The 17,383-nt window shown below is 35.0% G+C and carries 14 protein-coding genes and 1 riboswitch; of the genes, 7 read left to right on the forward strand and 7 right to left on the reverse strand.

The features are described 5' to 3' along the window. Positions 1-332 precede the first annotated feature (332 nt). The 3 genes from B5P40_RS11240 (at position 333) to metE (ending at position 5,353) form a co-directional block, all read left to right on the forward strand. Positions 333-1,874, forward strand: coding sequence for an MDR family MFS transporter (locus B5P40_RS11240; protein WP_002014821.1), 1,542 nt, complete (start codon positions 333-335; stop codon positions 1,872-1,874). Between the two features lie 91 nt (positions 1,875-1,965). Next, entirely contained in the window at positions 1,966-2,523 is a 558-nt protein-coding gene (locus B5P40_RS11245; RefSeq protein WP_002128898.1) for a PadR family transcriptional regulator, read from the forward strand. 223 nt (positions 2,524-2,746) lie between these two features. Beyond that, a riboswitch (cobalamin riboswitch) is annotated at positions 2,747-2,934 on the forward strand. 130 nt (positions 2,935-3,064) lie between these two features. Then, positions 3,065-5,353: a 5-methyltetrahydropteroyltriglutamate--homocysteine S-methyltransferase gene (metE, locus tag B5P40_RS11250; RefSeq protein WP_002014819.1), complete on the forward strand. Its 2,289-nt coding sequence runs from the start codon at positions 3,065-3,067 to the stop codon at positions 5,351-5,353. A 41-nt stretch (positions 5,354-5,394) separates the two neighbouring features. Here the strand turns inward: metE and comJ are convergent, their stop codons facing one another. Together comJ and nucA are read right to left on the reverse strand one after the other, a co-directional pair. Further along, positions 5,395-5,784, reverse strand: a complete 390-nt coding sequence (comJ, locus tag B5P40_RS11255; protein WP_002088359.1) for a competence protein ComJ — start codon at positions 5,782-5,784, stop codon at positions 5,395-5,397. 38 nt (positions 5,785-5,822) lie between these two features. Next, a complete protein-coding gene (gene nucA / locus B5P40_RS11260; RefSeq protein WP_002014817.1) occupies positions 5,823-6,257 on the reverse strand; it encodes a DNA-entry nuclease in 435 nt (144 codons plus the stop codon). A gap of 236 nt (positions 6,258-6,493) precedes the next feature. On the opposite strand from nucA, the gene B5P40_RS11265 reads away from it, so the two are divergent. After that, the gene (locus B5P40_RS11265; protein ID WP_002014816.1) at positions 6,494-7,237 is read left to right on the forward strand and encodes a DUF3967 domain-containing protein; all 744 of its coding nucleotides are present in this window, start codon (positions 6,494-6,496) and stop codon (positions 7,235-7,237) included. A 59-nt stretch (positions 7,238-7,296) separates the two neighbouring features. Here the strand turns inward: B5P40_RS11265 and B5P40_RS11270 are convergent, their stop codons facing one another. Next, entirely contained in the window at positions 7,297-8,571 is a 1,275-nt protein-coding gene (locus B5P40_RS11270) for a sensor histidine kinase (RefSeq protein WP_002014814.1), read from the reverse strand. A gap of 309 nt (positions 8,572-8,880) precedes the next feature. On the opposite strand from B5P40_RS11270, the gene B5P40_RS11275 reads away from it, so the two are divergent. Together B5P40_RS11275 and B5P40_RS11280 are read left to right on the forward strand one after the other, a co-directional pair. Beyond that, on the forward strand, positions 8,881-9,081 hold the full coding sequence (locus B5P40_RS11275) for a hypothetical protein (RefSeq protein WP_000929276.1): 201 nt from the start codon (positions 8,881-8,883) through the stop codon (positions 9,079-9,081). A gap of 234 nt (positions 9,082-9,315) precedes the next feature. Continuing rightward, positions 9,316-10,479, forward strand: coding sequence for an aminotransferase A (locus tag B5P40_RS11280; protein WP_113709248.1), 1,164 nt, complete (start codon positions 9,316-9,318; stop codon positions 10,477-10,479). A gap of 4 nt (positions 10,480-10,483) precedes the next feature. Here B5P40_RS11280 and malR read toward each other — a convergent pair whose 3' ends face one another. The 4 genes from malR to B5P40_RS11300 all read right to left on the reverse strand — a co-directional run bounded on the left by malR (position 10,484) and on the right by B5P40_RS11300 (position 15,278). Then, positions 10,484-11,515: a maltose operon transcriptional repressor MalR gene (gene malR / locus B5P40_RS11285; protein WP_002014809.1), complete on the reverse strand. Its 1,032-nt coding sequence runs from the start codon at positions 11,513-11,515 to the stop codon at positions 10,484-10,486. A 282-nt stretch (positions 11,516-11,797) separates the two neighbouring features. Then, complete coding sequence (gene malD, locus B5P40_RS11290; protein ID WP_002088365.1) at positions 11,798-12,640, reverse strand: maltosaccharide ABC transporter permease MalD; 843 nt, start codon at positions 12,638-12,640, stop codon at positions 11,798-11,800. Then, positions 12,641-13,942, reverse strand: coding sequence for a maltosaccharide ABC transporter permease MalC (gene malC, locus B5P40_RS11295; protein ID WP_113709249.1), 1,302 nt, complete (start codon positions 13,940-13,942; stop codon positions 12,641-12,643). Between the two features lie 76 nt (positions 13,943-14,018). Beyond that, positions 14,019-15,278, reverse strand: coding sequence for an extracellular solute-binding protein (locus B5P40_RS11300; RefSeq protein WP_002128900.1), 1,260 nt, complete (start codon positions 15,276-15,278; stop codon positions 14,019-14,021). 324 nt (positions 15,279-15,602) lie between these two features. Here B5P40_RS11300 and B5P40_RS11305 point away from each other — a divergent pair, with 324 nt between their 5' ends. After that, positions 15,603-17,363 carry an alpha-glycosidase gene (locus tag B5P40_RS11305; RefSeq protein WP_113709250.1) on the forward strand — a complete coding sequence of 587 codons (1,761 nt, stop codon included), beginning with the start codon at positions 15,603-15,605 and terminating at the stop codon, positions 17,361-17,363. Positions 17,364-17,383 lie beyond the last annotated feature (20 nt).

Below are 17,383 nucleotides of genomic sequence, written 5' to 3' on the forward strand. Positions count from 1 at the left end.
CATAACAAAATAAATTCTTACTCTCTTTTGGTCAATATAATAAAGTGAAACTTTAATCAGTGGGGGTTTTGTCCATCCCCCACTGATTATTAGCTTTTACCAATCGGGCTTTAACGGGCAGTTAAAGCGGGATAAAATAATTTGGCGGTAGAAAACATTTGCCTTTTAGTCAAATTTGACTATAATATAATTTATGATTTCCATCCTTTATATCATGTCAGTGCAATTTTTTATAAAATGAAGAGGAACTATACAAACTGTACATAAAGTTTTTTTATGCATTGCACTAAAAAACTTAAGTTAGTTTAATTTTTATTAAAGGAGGGCTACTTTTGGAAGCACAACTATCAAAAAACGATTCAAGTAAAACAAAATTTGTTGTTGCTGGTTTACTACTTGGTATTCTAATGGCAGCAATGGATAACACAATCGTCGCAACTGCGATGGCAACGATTGTCGGAGACTTAGGAGGGTTCGACAAATTCGTTTGGGTCACATCCGCCTACATGGTAGCAACAATGGCCGGAATGCCTATTTTCGGTAAGCTGTCTGATATGTACGGACGGAAACGCTTTTTTATTGGCGGATTAATTCTCTTCTTATTTGGTTCTGCACTTTGCGGGACAGCATCAAGTATTGAACAACTAAGTATTTATAGAGCCATTCAAGGAATTGGTGGCGGCGCTCTTATGCCTATCGCATTTACAATTATGTATGATATATTCCCGCCTGAAAAACGAGGAAAAATGACCGGACTATTTGGTGCTGTTTTCGGAACATCTAGTGTTTTCGGACCTTTATTAGGTGCTTACATTACAGATTATATAAGTTGGCACTGGGTCTTCTATATTAATATTCCGTTAGGACTTATTTCCTTCTTCTTCATTACTAAATACTATAGCGAGTCTCTAGAATATCGAAAACAAAAAATTGACTGGGCTGGTGCTATTACGCTTGTCATTAGTATCGTTTGCTTAATGTTTGCTTTAGAACTTGGTGGTAAAGAATATGCATGGGACTCTAATGTGATTATTGGTTTATTTTCAACTGTTGTTATTCTGCTTATTATTTTCTTCTTCGTAGAAAGAAACGCAACCGAACCTATTATTTCTTTCCATTTATTTAAAAAACCTTTATTTGCAGCTAGCCAAGGTGTTGCCTTTTTCTATGGCGCAGCTTTTATCATCTGTACAGTTTATATTCCAATCTTCGTTCAAGGTGTTCTCGGTGGTTCAGCCTCAAATGCTGGGTTAATTTTGACACCTATGATGGTAGGATCTGTAATCGGAAGTCAAACTGGTGGACAATTAGCTTCACGAACAAGTTATCGTAACATCATGACAGTATCTGGAGTTTTCTTCGTTCTTGGTATTTATTTACTAAGTACTTTAACTATGGAAACACCTCGTACACTCGTAACAATGTTTATGGTGCTTGCTGGACTTGGAGTTGGATTCTCCTTCTCAGTTTTAAGTATGGCATCTATCCACAAATTAGAAATGAGAGATCGCGGTTCTGCTACATCCACGAACTCATTCTTCCGTTCACTTGGAATGACCCTTGGCGTCACGATTTTCGGTACGATTCAAAATCATGTTTTCACTGATAAATTAAAAGCAGTCTTCCCTCCTGAACTAGAAAAAATGGCTCCTAAAGGTGGAGACACAAGCTTTTTATTATCACCAAATGCTACTGAAAAGCTACCTCCTGAAGTACTGAGCGGAATTAAAGAGGCTCTTGCAACATCTATTGCTAATACATTTTTCTGGGCACTTATCCCAGCTACGCTAAGTATAATTTGTATTTTACTTATGGGAAATGAACGTCTTTTAACAGGACCAAAAACAAAGCAAAAACAAAAACAAGTAAGCTAATATAGAAAAACGAAACGGTATATCCCTTTATGAAAGAGGATATACCGTTTATAATATATATAAAGTTTCTATATACAGGAGTTGAGACAGCATGAGCATGAAGTTAGTCATTCTCGGCTTGTTACTCGAAGGAGATAAACATCCCTATGAAGTGCAGCACATAATGAAAGAAAGACAAATGGATTGTTATATTAAATATGCCAAGGGATCGCTATACTACGCCTTCGAGCAATTAGAAAAACAAGGTGCGATTAGCATTACCAATATTGTTAGAGATACGAATAGACCAGATAAAACAATCTTCCATATAACAGAGGAAGGAAAAGCCCTTTTCCACACCTTATTATTAAAACAATTTGAAGCGAAAAACCAAATATATAAACCTATTTATTCAGCGCTCTCTTTCGCTCACTTTAGCGACGAACAAGCTCTAGTTCCTATTTTGAAAAAAAAGAGAGATGATACAATGCTCTATTTACATACAATGCAAACGATATACGATCATAATAAACAACTAGTTCCTCGTGCTCAACTATATATTCTACAAAGCGTCATTGAGCATATTAATGTTGAATTACGTTGGCTAAACACGCTCTTACAAGATGCAACTGCAGGTCGTCTTTCAGAAATAGGTGTAGATAATGATTAAGTTTTTCTAAAAGAGGTGCCTCCTCTTCTAGAAAAACTTAACACTATAATTATTCCTCGCAACTCAAAACACCCTCATTTTAATAATAAATAAACATTAAAAAAACTTAATTTTCCGAATAAAAAGAAATGAAAAACTTTAGAATTTTCTTATTTTAAAACAGTGGACAAAATTCCGAAAATTGTGTTAGAATTTGTTTCAATATCATATCGCTTGTTAAATTCCTTTCAAAAGGAAAATAGGTACACGAATATTTCACTTCGTGTTTAAAAGGGAAGTTTGGTGAAACTCCAACACGGTCCCGCCACTGTAAATGCTGAGATTTCTTTTTTGTGCCACTGTGAAAACGGGAAGGTGAAAGAAATTATATGAAGCATAAGTCAGGATACCTGCCTATTTTAACAACACTGATAGACTCACGGATGATGATGAGGTGTTAAGAACAAAAAGGAAGGCTTATTTTTCTATGCCTTTATGCTTTTTGTTATAGGTATTTCCGAGTAAACGGAAATGCTTACTTTCAATTAGGGAGGAATTTAAAATGGCAATTCAAACAAGTAACTTAGGTTATCCACGTATCGGACTACAACGAGAGTGGAAAAAAACATTGGAAGCTTTTTGGTCCAATAAAATTGATGAAGAACAATTTTTAACGACAATGAAAGAAATTCGCCTTCAACACGTCAAAGTACAGCAAGAAAAGGGAATTGAATTAATTCCAGTTGGCGATTTTACATATTATGACCACGTTCTGGATACGGCCTACATGTTAGGATTCATCCCGTCACGTTTTTCAGAGTTTACCTCTTACCTTGATGTATATTTTGCAATGGCACGCGGCTCTAAAGATCACGTTGCTTCTGAAATGACAAAATGGTTTAACACAAACTATCATTACATTGTTCCTGAATATGAAGAAGGATTACAAATCTCTTTAAAAGACAATCGTCCTCTTCGTTTATATGAAGAAGCGAAAAAAGAGTTAGGCGTTGATGGAAAACCAGTTATTTTAGGCCCTTATACATTCCTAAAACTAGCAAAAGGTTATAACGAAGAGCAATTTGCCACTATTTTAAAAGAGCTAGTTGCACCTTATGTACAATTATTCTCTGAATTACACGCAGCTGGAGCACAAATTATTCAAGTTGACGAACCAATCTTCGCCTCTTTAACAAAAGATGAAATTAATCAAGCGAAAGAACTTTACGAAGCTATTCATAAAGAGGTTCCAAATGCTAATCTTCTTCTACAAACATATTTTGACAGTGTAGAAGAGAACTATGAAGAAATTATTGCATTCCCTGTTTCTGGTATTGGATTAGACTTTGTTCATGGCAAAGAAGGTAATGTAAATGCTATTTCAAAATACGGATTCCCAGCTGATAAAATTTTAGCTATCGGTTGTATAGATGGCCGTAACATTTGGAGAGCTGATCTTGATGATGTACTTTCTTTATTTACAACATTACAAAATCAAATCACAGCAAAAGGTTTAATTGTTCAACCTTCTTGTAGCTTATTGCATACTCCAATTGATAAAACGGAAGAAACGCACTTAACAAGTGAATTATTTGATGCACTTGCATTTGCTAATCAAAAATTAGAAGAACTAGTCCTTATCCATTCTGCTCTTACTAAAGGTGTAGAAAGCATCAGTAGCGATTTAACAACATATCGTAATGCACATCATGCAATCCGCTCATCAGCTGCACGTAATCGTGAAGATGTAAAAGTGGCACGTACATCACTTAAAGAAGATGATTTCTCACGTCCTCTTCCATTTGAAAAACGATATGAACTACAGCAAGTAGCTTTACAATTACCGTTGTTACCAACAACAACTATTGGTAGCTTCCCGCAAACATCTGAAGTTCGTCAAACACGTAAACAGTGGCGTAACGGCGATATTACAAATGAACAATATAATCAATTCATTGAAAAAGAAACTGCAAAGTGGATTCGTTACCAAGAAGATATTGGTCTTGATGTACTAGTACATGGTGAATTCGAAAGAACTGACATGGTGGAATATTTTGGAGAAAGACTTGCTGGTTTCTCCTTTACTAAAAACGGATGGGTACAATCATACGGTTCTCGTTGCGTAAAACCACCTGTTATTTATGGTGATGTTGCCTTTATAAGTGGAATGACTATTAAAGAAACTGTATATGCACAAAGCTTAACAGAGAAAGTAGTAAAAGGTATGCTAACTGGACCTGTCACTATTTTAAATTGGTCATTCGTTCGAAATGATATTTCAAGAAAAGAAGTTTCATATCAAATTGCATTAGCACTTCGTCATGAAATTGAGTTACTTGAATCTTCCGGAATTAGAGTAATCCAAGTCGATGAACCTGCACTTCGTGAAGGTATGCCGTTAAAAGAAAAAGATTGGGATGCATACATTACATGGGCAGTTCAATCATTCCTTTTAGCAACATCTTCTGTAGAAAATGAAACACAAATTCATACTCATATGTGTTATAGTAACTTCGAAGATATTGTAGATGCAATTCGAGCGTTAGACGCAGATGTTATTTCTATCGAAACATCAAGAAGTCATGGAGAATTTATTAATACATTAAAGCATACAACATATGAAAAAGGAATTGGTCTAGGGGTATATGATATTCATAGCCCACGTGTCCCAAGTAAAGATGAAATGTTCACAATCGTAGAACAATCTTTACAAGTATGTGACCCTAAATATTTCTGGATTAATCCAGACTGTGGTTTAAAAACACGAAGAACTGAGGAAGTTATACCTGCTTTAGAGCACATGGTTCAGGCAGCAAAAGACGCTCGTTCTCTCCTAAAAACAAACGCATAATAAAAAAACGTGTTATCCTTCAAAAAGGATAACACGTTTTTTTATTCTACACTCTCAAAATAGAAGTCGTATTGTACTTTATACAATTCATCGTCTGATGGCTCTTCAAGAGGAGTTGCCTGCAAGACTATCATATATTCCCCGTTCGGAATAGGAATATGATATTTATTAGAAAGAATACTTGTTATATATACTTCTTCATTCTTCACTGTGAAAGGAACTGATATCGTTCTAACCACTTCTTCTTTCTCAATATGATTTCCACAAGTAACTTCCACTTCACAAGTATAGTCAGAGATTGCTTCAAAAATAATAGCTCCATCCACCTCAGCATAGCCTCTTTCAAAATCTTCAGGAGTCCAATCTACATAAGGCTGCTGACCATCATAGTTCATTATCATTAATTGCGAATATGAAATTGTTAATTCCATAACTATCCCTCTCTCCACTATGAAATGTATGCCAATTACTATTTCACTTCAAATTTCACACGCGTACCATCTGGATATTTGTCTAGCTTATTCCCTACCCAAGAACCTGCACCGCGGTTATCTGCTGGACTTATATATTCAATATGAGCTCCTTTTCCGCCTTCCTTACACATCGCCATCGGCCATTCATCACGATCATAACCTTTCTTCGTCGGATATGGCGCTAACGATAATTTCCTTCTATCCGCTGCACCATTACGATCAATTGTACACATTTCCGAATGTCCTTCTTTTATAGCATCCGTTATATGTTTCCCGGTCTCTGGATATCGTTCTTTCGGGAACTCTAGAATTTGATCATACGTAGTTGTTTTTTTAGTACTTGTCTCCTCTGGCACAAGTACTTCATATACCGCTACCAAAAGAGAAAGAATTGCAATAATTGAAATGATAATACCTTTAAATTGCTTCATGTGTACCTCCGTGTTCCTACCAATTTCTTTTCCTCAGTTATTATAACAAACTTCTTCTATGTATGTTTTCAGACATTATTTTAGCTCTTCCTCTCCATTCCGCCAAAAACATTCATTTTTCTTCATCTTTTCACTAATGCTGTAGAAAACTAATAACCTTCCGACATTCTTTTTCAAAGGAAGTCCACATAAAAGGTTGAAATGATATATACGATACTTTTTGGGGAGGAACTATCATGGAAGCTATTTATAAAACGAAAGATGTTACAAATAAAACAGGTATCCCAAAACATATAGTCCGAAAATATAGCCAACTCTTAGAGGAACACGGTTATATCATTTCAAAAACAGCTGATGCTCGTATTTATAAATTGGATGATTTAAAACTATTGAAATCTATACATGAAAGAGCTGCTACATTACAAGAGGACATTTCAGAAACAATACCTATTATTTTAAAAGAAAAAGAGGCCCCACCTGTACCTGTTATTCAAGATAAGCAAGAAGTGCAACCAAAAGAAGATGGGCGTAACTTTGAGGAGTTCATGCTAAAACTTGAAATGCTTGCTCAATTAAATGAAGCAATTATTCATCAAAACTCTACTCTCATTACACAAAATCGTTTAAAAGACGAGAAATTAGATGAACTAATGCAACAAGTTTATGTAAAAGAAGGCTCACAAGAAAAAATGTTACAAGATCTAGTTGTTCACGCCGCTCAAACAGATGCACTCCAAAAAGAAAAGATGGACTTATTAATGAATCATATGTATAAGCGAGAATCCAAACAAGAAGAAAAAATGAATAAACTTGTCAATCAAATTTACAATAAAGATAGCAACCGTGATACACAACTTATGCAAGTTATTCGCGAAATTCAAGAAACAAAAAGATTAGTCGCCGCCTCAAAAGAGCAAAGCTTCTTTCAATCATTTAAAAGTTTATTCGTTCGAACAAAACAAGAAAAAATAAATGAATGAAATTTTGTATCTTTTTCTAATGCACGATAAAATAAAAAGTTACCTTCTATCGGTAACTTTTATTCCTTATATCGTACAGCTGGCAATATAATAATAGCTTCAGTTCCTTTTCCGCTTTCACTTTTATATTCCAATGTGCCATTATGCGCTTGTAAAATACTAAATGTTACCATAAGTCCTAATCCTGTTCCTTTTTCTTTTAAAGAATAATACGGTTGTCCAAGCCTTACTAACTGTTCTTTTGTCATTCCAACACCACTATCTTTAACTCTTATTATTATCAATTCATCTTTTTGAATAGCTGTTACTTTTAAATACCCTTTGTTTCCTTGAATTGCTTCAATACCGTTTTTAACAACATTCATAATAGCTTGCTTCAATTTCGTCTTATCGCCGATAGTATAAAGGCTCTCAGAAATCTCAACTTGCAAATAAACGCCCTGCATCGCTGCAAATGATGACATAAGAGTTGTCATTTCAATTAATTGTGCTGATAAACAAATATGTTCTTTTTTTTCAATTTGAGGCCTTGCTAAATTTAAATAATCTGAAATAATCTGTTCAGCACGATCCAGTTCAGCTAATACGAGACGCATATAATCTTTGTTTTTTACGTCTTCCGTACTCTCTAGCAATTGAATAAACCCTCGTACAACAGTGAGAGGGTTTCGAACTTCATGTGCAACACTTGCAGCTAACTCACTTACAATATTAAGTTTTTCTGATTTTTGCATTTCTGTACGCAATAATGCATTTTCGTTTAAATACTCAGTCAAATACACTTGAAATACCATTGTCATAACCATAATAAGTGATGCAAATATATACCCACTATATAGATTAGATATGTACGGTGTAAAACCTGTTTCTAAAAGGACATTCAACATCCCGACTACTAATGAAACAAGAACATAAAATGATGCAATCATAAAAGCTAATATTAGCTTCTTATCTCTTGAAAAAAGAGACCATTTCTTTGACAAAAATAATGGAATTATCGAAAGAAATATAACTTCTACCATAGGCAACCAACTAAGCCCCTTAAAAATCCATTCATATGCAACATAAATAATGGCAGGGATGAGCCCAACAATCCCACCATATAAAAAACCACTAACAATTGGGACTGGATGAAAATTGTATCCGCAAACGGTACCAAAACAAATAGAGTATGTCATGGAGAGAACGAGTGTAACGCTAGATAAAAACATAATAAAGTAGCGATTAGGCTTCGGAAGCATTCCTTGATAACGATTTAAACGAATCGCTTCATATAAAAATAGTGGTAAAATAATGATGGCAATTTGGATCATTAAATCACGAATCAGCTCCATAGCCTCTCATCCCCTATATGTATTTTGATATGATTATATCATTTTATAAGTCTATTTGTTTCAAAATTTTGATTTTTCTTAACATCTTTGTTAATTATTTGTTAACAACTAATAATAAATGTTACAAATTTCTGAAATGATTGTAAACCCTGTACCAAATTTCCTTCGTGCAGTATACAATGAATACGGATTACAAAGAAAATAAAAAACACTTCACTAGACGGACAACTATCGCAAAATACAGCATATAATCCATACTATCTATGTTTACAAATAAGTGATCATTACTTTAGTAGGAGGAAGATAAATATGGCGGGTACTACGCTTGTTTTAAAAGAAGAAAATTTGGTTGTGCTAGAAAACGTTGAAAAATCAGTATACGAAGAATTGCAACATAAAGCAGGGGACGAAGACTGTACATGTGCTGTAAATGAATCCGTTGTCCATCTTGGCAAAGTATCTTCCGTACTTTGGAACGAAGATGAAATAGATTGGGAATACGGTTATTAAAAAGTCGCTTGCAGCGGCTTTTTTTGTGTTTATGCTTAAGTGAAACTTTAATTAACTCACACAGCTTATACTCTTATAGACATTTGAACCCTCACATAATTTCTTACTTCCACTGAATTTTAAGATACGATTCTTATCTTTCACAAATAGCGGGGGAAATTTTATAAACAAAGCGTAATAGTTGAAAATATGATAAAATGAACTTAATTTTCAAACGGAAGAAAGGGAGATACAATGGAACAATTCATTAATCCTAGAGTGAAGGACATCCAAATTTCTGGAATCCGTCAGTTCTCTAATATGATTCAAAACTATGATAATCTTATCTCTTTAACAATTGGGCAACCCGATTTCCCTACACCTTCTCTAGTAAAAGAAGCAGCTAAACGGGCCATTACAGAAAATTATACAAGCTATACACATAACGCTGGTTTACTAGAATTACGCAAGGCAGCTTGTAACTTTGTAAAGGACAACTACAATTTACATTATTCACCTGAAAACGAAACCATTGTTACAATCGGTGCTAGTGAAGCGATCGATGTTGCATTCCGAACTATTTTAGAACCAGGAACGGAAGTAATTTTACCTGCTCCTATTTACCCTGGTTACGAGCCGATTATTCGACTATGTGGTGCAACTCCTATTTTTATAGATGTTCGCGAAACTGGATTTCGTTTAACAGCTGAAGCATTGCAACATGCAATTACAGAACGAACAAGATGCGTCGTTTTACCGTATCCTTCTAATCCAACTGGTGTTACCTTATCAAAAGAAGAATTAGAAGATATTGTATCTGTCTTAAAAGATAAAAATATTTTCGTTCTTTCTGATGAAATTTATAGTGAACTTGTACATGAAGAAAAACACACATCTATCGCTCATTTCCCAGAAATGCGTGATAAGACGATTGTCATTAACGGCTTATCAAAATCACATTCTATGACCGGCTGGCGTATCGGACTTTTATTTGCTCCAGAATATTTAGCAAAACACATATTAAAAGTTCATCAATACAATGTTACATGCGCTACTTCAATCGCTCAGTATGCTGCAATCGAAGCTTTAACAGCTGCTAAAGATGCCCCGAAGATGATGCGCTATCAATACAAAAAACGCTGTGATTACGTATATAATAGACTCATTCAAATGGGTTTAACGGTTGAGAAGCCAACAGGTGCATTTTATTTATTCCCATATGTTGGACATTTAACATCTTCATCATTTGATTTTGCACTTGATCTTGTAAAAGAGGCTGGGCTAGCCGTTGTTCCTGGAACCGCATTTTCCGAATACGGTGAAGGCTACCTTCGCCTTTCCTATGCTTACAGTATTGAAACTTTAAAAGAAGGCTGTGACCGTTTAGAAGCCTTTCTAAAGAAAAAAGCTAAGAGTTAAACTCTTAGCTTTTTGTTGCATAATGATCACAAGTTTGACGCTTCAATAATTTATGCGGAATAATAATGCATTTTGAAGTAGATTCAGAATGCTCCACCTTATCAACTAAAGCTTTTGCCGCTTCATACCCTAATTGATAAATATTCACATCAACTGTCGAAAGTGGTGGACTAGCAATTTCTGATAATAAAGCATTGTTAAAGCTTACAATCGAAACATCTTTCGGTACAACAAATCCTTTTTTAGAAAGCGCACTTAACACGCCAAGTCCAATTAAATCATCCGTTGCCATAATTGCCGTCGGTGGTTGCTTTAGTCCCATTAATTCCTCAACAGCCTGTTGACCACTCTCTCTTGAAAAATCAAAGTGTAAAATATACTCTTTCGGCAATAGAATATCTGCTAGTTTCAAAGCATCACTCATCCCCGCCAAACGATCTCTCGTTACAAGTAAATCTGATCCACCGCCGATAAATGCGATTTGTTTATGGCCTAATGAAATCAAATATTCCGCTACTTCTCTTGCAGCTGTATAATTGTCATTATCTACATATGTAATTTCATCTTTTCGATCATATGGTTTTCCAATTAAAACAAACGGGAAGTTTTGGTCATGCAAGTATTGAATAATCCGATCGTTCTCTCTTGAATATAAAAGAATAATACCACCGATTTGACGCCCTTGTACCATTTTTACAACACCATTAAAAATTTCATCTTCCGTTTCACCAGTCGACATATAAAGCGCATACCCTTCCACATGTGCAAATGAACTAATTCCTCTTATAACTTCTGGGAAAAATGGATTTTGAAAAGCTTTACTTGCAGAACTCGGCATAACAAGACCAAGTGTCTTCGTCGTTTGGTTCGCAAGGTTTCTTGCATTTAAATTTGGATGATACCCTAATTCACTCATTACTTTTCGAACACGGCGCTTTGTCTTTTCACTTATACTTGGATTATCAGCAATTACACGAGAAACAGTTGATGGTGCTACGTTCGCCTTCTTCGCCACATCTTTAATTGTAACTGTCATAAAAATCCCCTCCTTTCACTTCTCTGCCATTTTCATATATTTTATCTTGCACCCGTTGCAAGTCATAGGAGAAGTCATAAACTGTCATTTATTTATTCTATCTTGCAAAACTTATCATATTCTCCCTCTCCATGTATTGTAAGGGATATAGCTCTTTTTTCCTATACTATAATATACTATTTATTTCACTTCTTTTCATATGCGATGTCAAATCTCTTTTCATCTCTCTATAATTTTTTTATAGAGAGATGAAAAGAAAAATGGGACATAATGTCCCATTTCTCATCCTTTCGTACCTCCAGCTGTTAAACCAGAAATAAAGTATTTTTGTAGTGATAAGAATAAAATCGAAATCGGGATTGCAATTAATACGGAACCAGCCGCAAACGTCGTAAATTCATTACCAAATTTCTTCGCTACCATTTCATAGAGTCCAACTGCTAAAGTGTAATTTTCCGGCGTGCGTAAAATAATACTTGCTAAAATGAAATCTGTAAATGGACCGATGAAAGTGAATAATGCTACAACCGCTACGATTGGCTTTGCAAGCGGCATAATGATTTGCCAAAAAATACGGAAGTGTCCTGCTCCATCCATGCGGGCTGACTCATCCAACTCTTTCGGAATCGTATCAAAATACCCTTTCATAAGCCAAGTATTCATTGGAATTGCTCCACCTACATAAATTAAAATTAATGCAAGATGTGTATCAATTAATCCTGTTAACTGCGCTAATACATATAGTGCGATTAACGCTGCAAAGTTCGGAATCATTTGTAGAATTAAAAATGTTAATAAACCATTTTTTCTTCCGACAAAACGATATCTCGAAAATGCATAAGCAGTAAAGCTAATTGCTAACACCGAAAAAATCATCGTCATAACACTAACTTTTAACGTATTTTTATACCAAAGTAAGTAATTACTTGAATCAAGATCAAGTAGCTTACGATAATGATCTAACGTAGCATTTTTTGGAATAATGCTAGAACCAGACAAACTATCTCCTGGATTAAACGATGAACCAATAATCCATAGTAATGGATAGAAAATAATCGCACACATTATAAAGATAACCAAATAACTTAATGAAAGACGTAACATCTTTTGTCGTTTAATATTCATTTACATCATATCCTCTTCTTGGAATGATTTTGTTCTCTTAAATTGCCATAACGCAACTGTAATAACGATTAACGATAAAATCATTGTAAGAGCTGCTGCTTTTCCGTACTGCGCTGAAGTCATCGTTAACTTATAAATCCATGAAATTAAAATATCCGTTCCACCTGCATCTTGCCCCGCTACAGCAGGACCTCCGCCGTTAAATAGATAAATGATACTAAAGTTATTAAAGTTAAACGTATATTGTGTAATTAAAATTGGTGCTGTTGCGTATAAAACAAGTGGCAATGTAATTTTGCGGAACTGTTGCCAAGCAGTTGCTCCATCTACTGTAGCCGCTTCATATAATTCTCCTGGAATCGATTGCAATATACCTGTTGTCATTGCAAATACGAATGGGAAACCGAGCCACGTTTGGATCATAATTAAAGCAATCTTCGCCCAAAACGGATCTGTCATCCAAGCAATCTTTTCAATCCCGAATAAAGCTAATACTTGATTATTAATTGCTCCAAATGTTTCATTAAACATACCCGAGAAGACAAGAATAGATACGAATGCTGGAACAGCCCACGGTAAAATGAAGATTGTTCGAATAATTGCCTTACCTTTAATACCAGGCTGATTTACGATAATCGCTAAGAAAATACCAAGTGCAACTTGTAATGTTGTTGCAACAAATGTCCAAATGACAGTCCAAGAAAATACACTTAAAAATGTCTCTCTCCACATTGGTAATGTGAAAATATCAATAAAGTTTTTAAAGCCCACCCAATCTACTAATTTAGCTGGAGGAGAGTGATATAAGTCATAGTTCGTAAATCCAATTAAGATTACAAAAATGATTGGAAATACAACTACAAAGATTAGTAATAGAAATCCTGGTGAAACCATTAAATATGGAAAACCTTGATCTAATAAGTTACGGTATTGCTCTTTTACTGAATTTAATGATGTTCCTATATCACGTTTCTTCCCATTTTGGTATGCATCATATAAGTTAAATCCATATATTCCGAGTCCAAACACTATGACGATAAGTGCCAAAATCCCTTCTACTAATAGAAAGACAGAATGGTCACGTGGAACTTCTGTACCGAGCGTTACAATTCCCCATAATCCCATATTTAACAAATCAGCAAATGCTACAATAAATGAACCTGTTAATACTAGAAAAATAAGACCTTTTACAAATTGTTTATTATATATTTGGCCCATGCCTGGAATAATAGATAACATGGTCGCCATTTTCCTATGTTTCGAACCATTCATATCTTTCATTGGTTCCATAGATGTTTGCATGTTCCTTCCCCCTTTTTTCTTCCTACTTGGAAGGGAGAGAATTCGTGCCTCTCCTATTAGAGGCACGAATTTCACCTTATTTTTTCTTACTATGATTTGCCTCAATATTTCCTTTAATTTGTTTCACTGCACTATCAAGCGCGGATTTTGGTGCCTCTTTTTCTGTAACAACTAACTGAAGAGCGTCTCCAGCTGGTTTCCATACTTCTTGCATTTCTGGAATATTCGGCATTGGAATTCCATTTTCTGATTGAGTTGCAACTGCTTTTGCAGCTTCATTATCTTTAATAATTGGATCTTCCATTACTGATTTTACTGGAGGAATCTCTTTTGTCTTCTCAAATCGAATTTTTGCATTTTCTTCATTTGTTACCCACTCAGTGAACTTTGTAGCTAAATCATTTTGTTTAGAGAAGCTTGTTACATGCCATCCTTTTACCCCAACAAATGTTTTCATCGGTTGACCATTTGGTAATTTCGGCATTGGAGCAACACCATAATCAATTCCGTTCTTTTCCATCGCTTGGAACGCCCACGGTCCATTCATAATAGATGCTGCTTTTCCTTCATTGAATAATCCGTCAGCAGCAGGTCCACCAGATTCACCGATAATACCTTTCGGGAATAACTTTTCTTTGTACCATTTTTGAAGATATTCAGCACCTTGTACTGCTCCGCTATTATTTAATCCAACATCACTTGCATTTGGCTTTCCGTCTTTCTCACCAAATACATATCCGCCCATACCTGCCATAAACGCGTTAGCAAAGTAGAAGTTATCTCCTAATGTTAAAAATCCGTACTTGCCATCCTTCGTAAAGTCTTTTGAGAAGTTAAATAGCTCGTCCATCGTTTCTGGAGCTTTTTGCATTAATTTTTTATTGTAAATAAAAATTGGTGTTTCAATTGCTTTTGGTAAACCATATAATTTCCCGTTGTATGTTTGTGCCTTTATTGATAAGTCAGTAAATTTACTCTTCACAGCATCATCTGCTTTTACTTCAGAAATTAAGCCTTCTGTTACTGCATTTCCGATTTGATCGTGTGGCAATGTTACAACATCTGGTCCCGTCCCCGCTGGTCCATCAAGACGTAACTTTTTCACTTGATCTGTCATTTGCATTTCAACAACTTTTACTTTTACTTTATATTTTTCCTCAAAGCTTTTCACTGCTGGTTCTAAACCAACACCTTTTTTATCATCTTCCCAAACGAGAAGATCATAGTCTTTCTTCGCTTTACTTTCCTCTTTTTTTCCTGAATCTTTCGGTCCACATGCAGATAACATGCCAATTGACAATGCTGAAATCGTTAATAGTGATAATGCTTTCTTCATCCCAAAAACCTCCCTAAATTGTCTATGTACCTCTTTAATTGAAAACGTTTGCATTTGATTGTTTAATAGAAGCGCAAACAATATCTAAATCTATGAAAACGTTTGCGCTATTTGTCTATCATTATACATCCTTTTATTCATTTTGCAAATATTAATTTTCAAAATAATCTTATCATACTCTTTATTCATTGACTTTACATAAAATGAATACTACTCTTATAAGCAATATTAAAGTTATGTGGAAGGCAATCGTTTGCAACATAATCTTTATTATTTCGTTTAAGGGAACTATATGTATAGAGATATTAAAGGGGGATTTTCTATATGCTTAAAGAAGCGATCTATCATAGGCCAAAAGATAATTATGCATACGCTTACGACGAAAAAACAATTCACATCCGAATACACACAAAAAGAGATGATGTTCACAACGCCGCTCTCATCTACGGTGACCCGTACGAATGGCAGGACGGGAAATGGATTACAGCGAGTACACCGATGAAAAAAACTGGATCTACTGAGTTATTTGATTATTGGTCCGTTTCAATCAAACCAAAATTTAAACGCTTACGTTATGGATTCGAATTAAAAAACGACGTAGAAACTTTTATTTATACAGAACGAGGATTTTTTTCTAATATCCCAAATGACGATGTCGGTAACTTTTTCTGCTTTCCATTTGTTCATGCAAAAGACGTTTTCAGGGCACCATCCTGGATTAAAGACACAGTATGGTATCAAATTTTCCCGGAACGATTCGCTAACGGGGATAACACATTAAATCCAGCAAACACCCTCCCTTGGGGAAGTAACGAACCAACTCCAACTAATTTTTTCGGCGGAGATTTTGCTGGTATTATTCAAAACCTTGATTACCTTGTGAAGCTTGGAATTTCCGGAATATATTTCACTCCTATTTTCAAAGCTCATTCGAATCATAAATATGACACAATTGATTACATGGAAATCGATCCACAATTTGGGACGAAAGAAACTTTCAAAGAACTCGTTCAGGAGTGTCATAAACATGGTATAAAAGTAATGCTCGACGCTGTTTTTAATCATAGCGGGTACTTCTTTGATAAATTTCAAGACGTGCTGGAACAAGGTGAAAATTCCACCTATAAAGATTGGTTCCATATTCATGAATTTCCAATTATAACCGAGCCACTTCCCAATTATGATACTTTCGCATTTACACCGTATATGCCTAAATTAAATACAGCACACCCAGATGTAAAAGAATATTTACTTGAAGTAGGGCGTTATTGGGTAAGAGAATTCAATATAGACGGTTGGCGCCTTGATGTAGCAAATGAAGTCGATCACAGTTTTTGGAGAGAATTCCGAAGTGAAATAAAAGCATTAAATCCTGAAGTATATATTTTAGGTGAAATTTGGCACGATGCACTCCCATGGCTACAAGGTGACCAATTTGATGCTGTAATGAGCTATCCTGTTACAAACGCTCTACTTTCTTACTTTGCTAACGAATCCATTCATGCAAGTGAATTTATGAAACAAATTACCGATTCTCTACATTCCTACTCTATGAATGTAAATGAAGCGGCATTTCATTTATTAGACAGTCATGACACACCTAGAATTTTAGCAACATGTAACGGGGATAAAAATAAGTTAAAGTTACTCTATGTATTTCACCTTTCTTTCATCGGTTCTCCTTGTATTTATTACGGCGATGAAATCGGTATGGATGGTGGAATGGATCCTGACTGCCGCAAATGTATGATATGGGATGAAAAAGAACAAGATACTCTTTTATTTACACATATACAAACATTAATTTCATTACGGAAACAACATAAAGCATTTGGAGGAAATGGTACTTTTCAATTCATTGAGGCAAATGATGAACATAATTATATTTCTTATACAAAAACATATGAAGATGAAACTATCTTTTTCGTTTTAAATCCTACTAACAGTGAAGTTACAACTTCACTCCCTCTTCATATTACCAGGAAGAAAATAATTAACATTTATACAAACGAAGAATTTTCAGCGGAAGCAAGTGTATTACAAGTTACACTTCCACCGTATGGATTCTCTATTTTAAAATGGTAATAGTAAAAGCCTTATGCCAG

The sequence above is a fragment of the Bacillus sp. SRB_8 genome (genome assembly GCF_003264205.1).
In the GTDB taxonomy this organism is placed as follows: domain Bacteria; phylum Bacillota; class Bacilli; order Bacillales; family Bacillaceae_G; genus Bacillus_A; species Bacillus_A mycoides.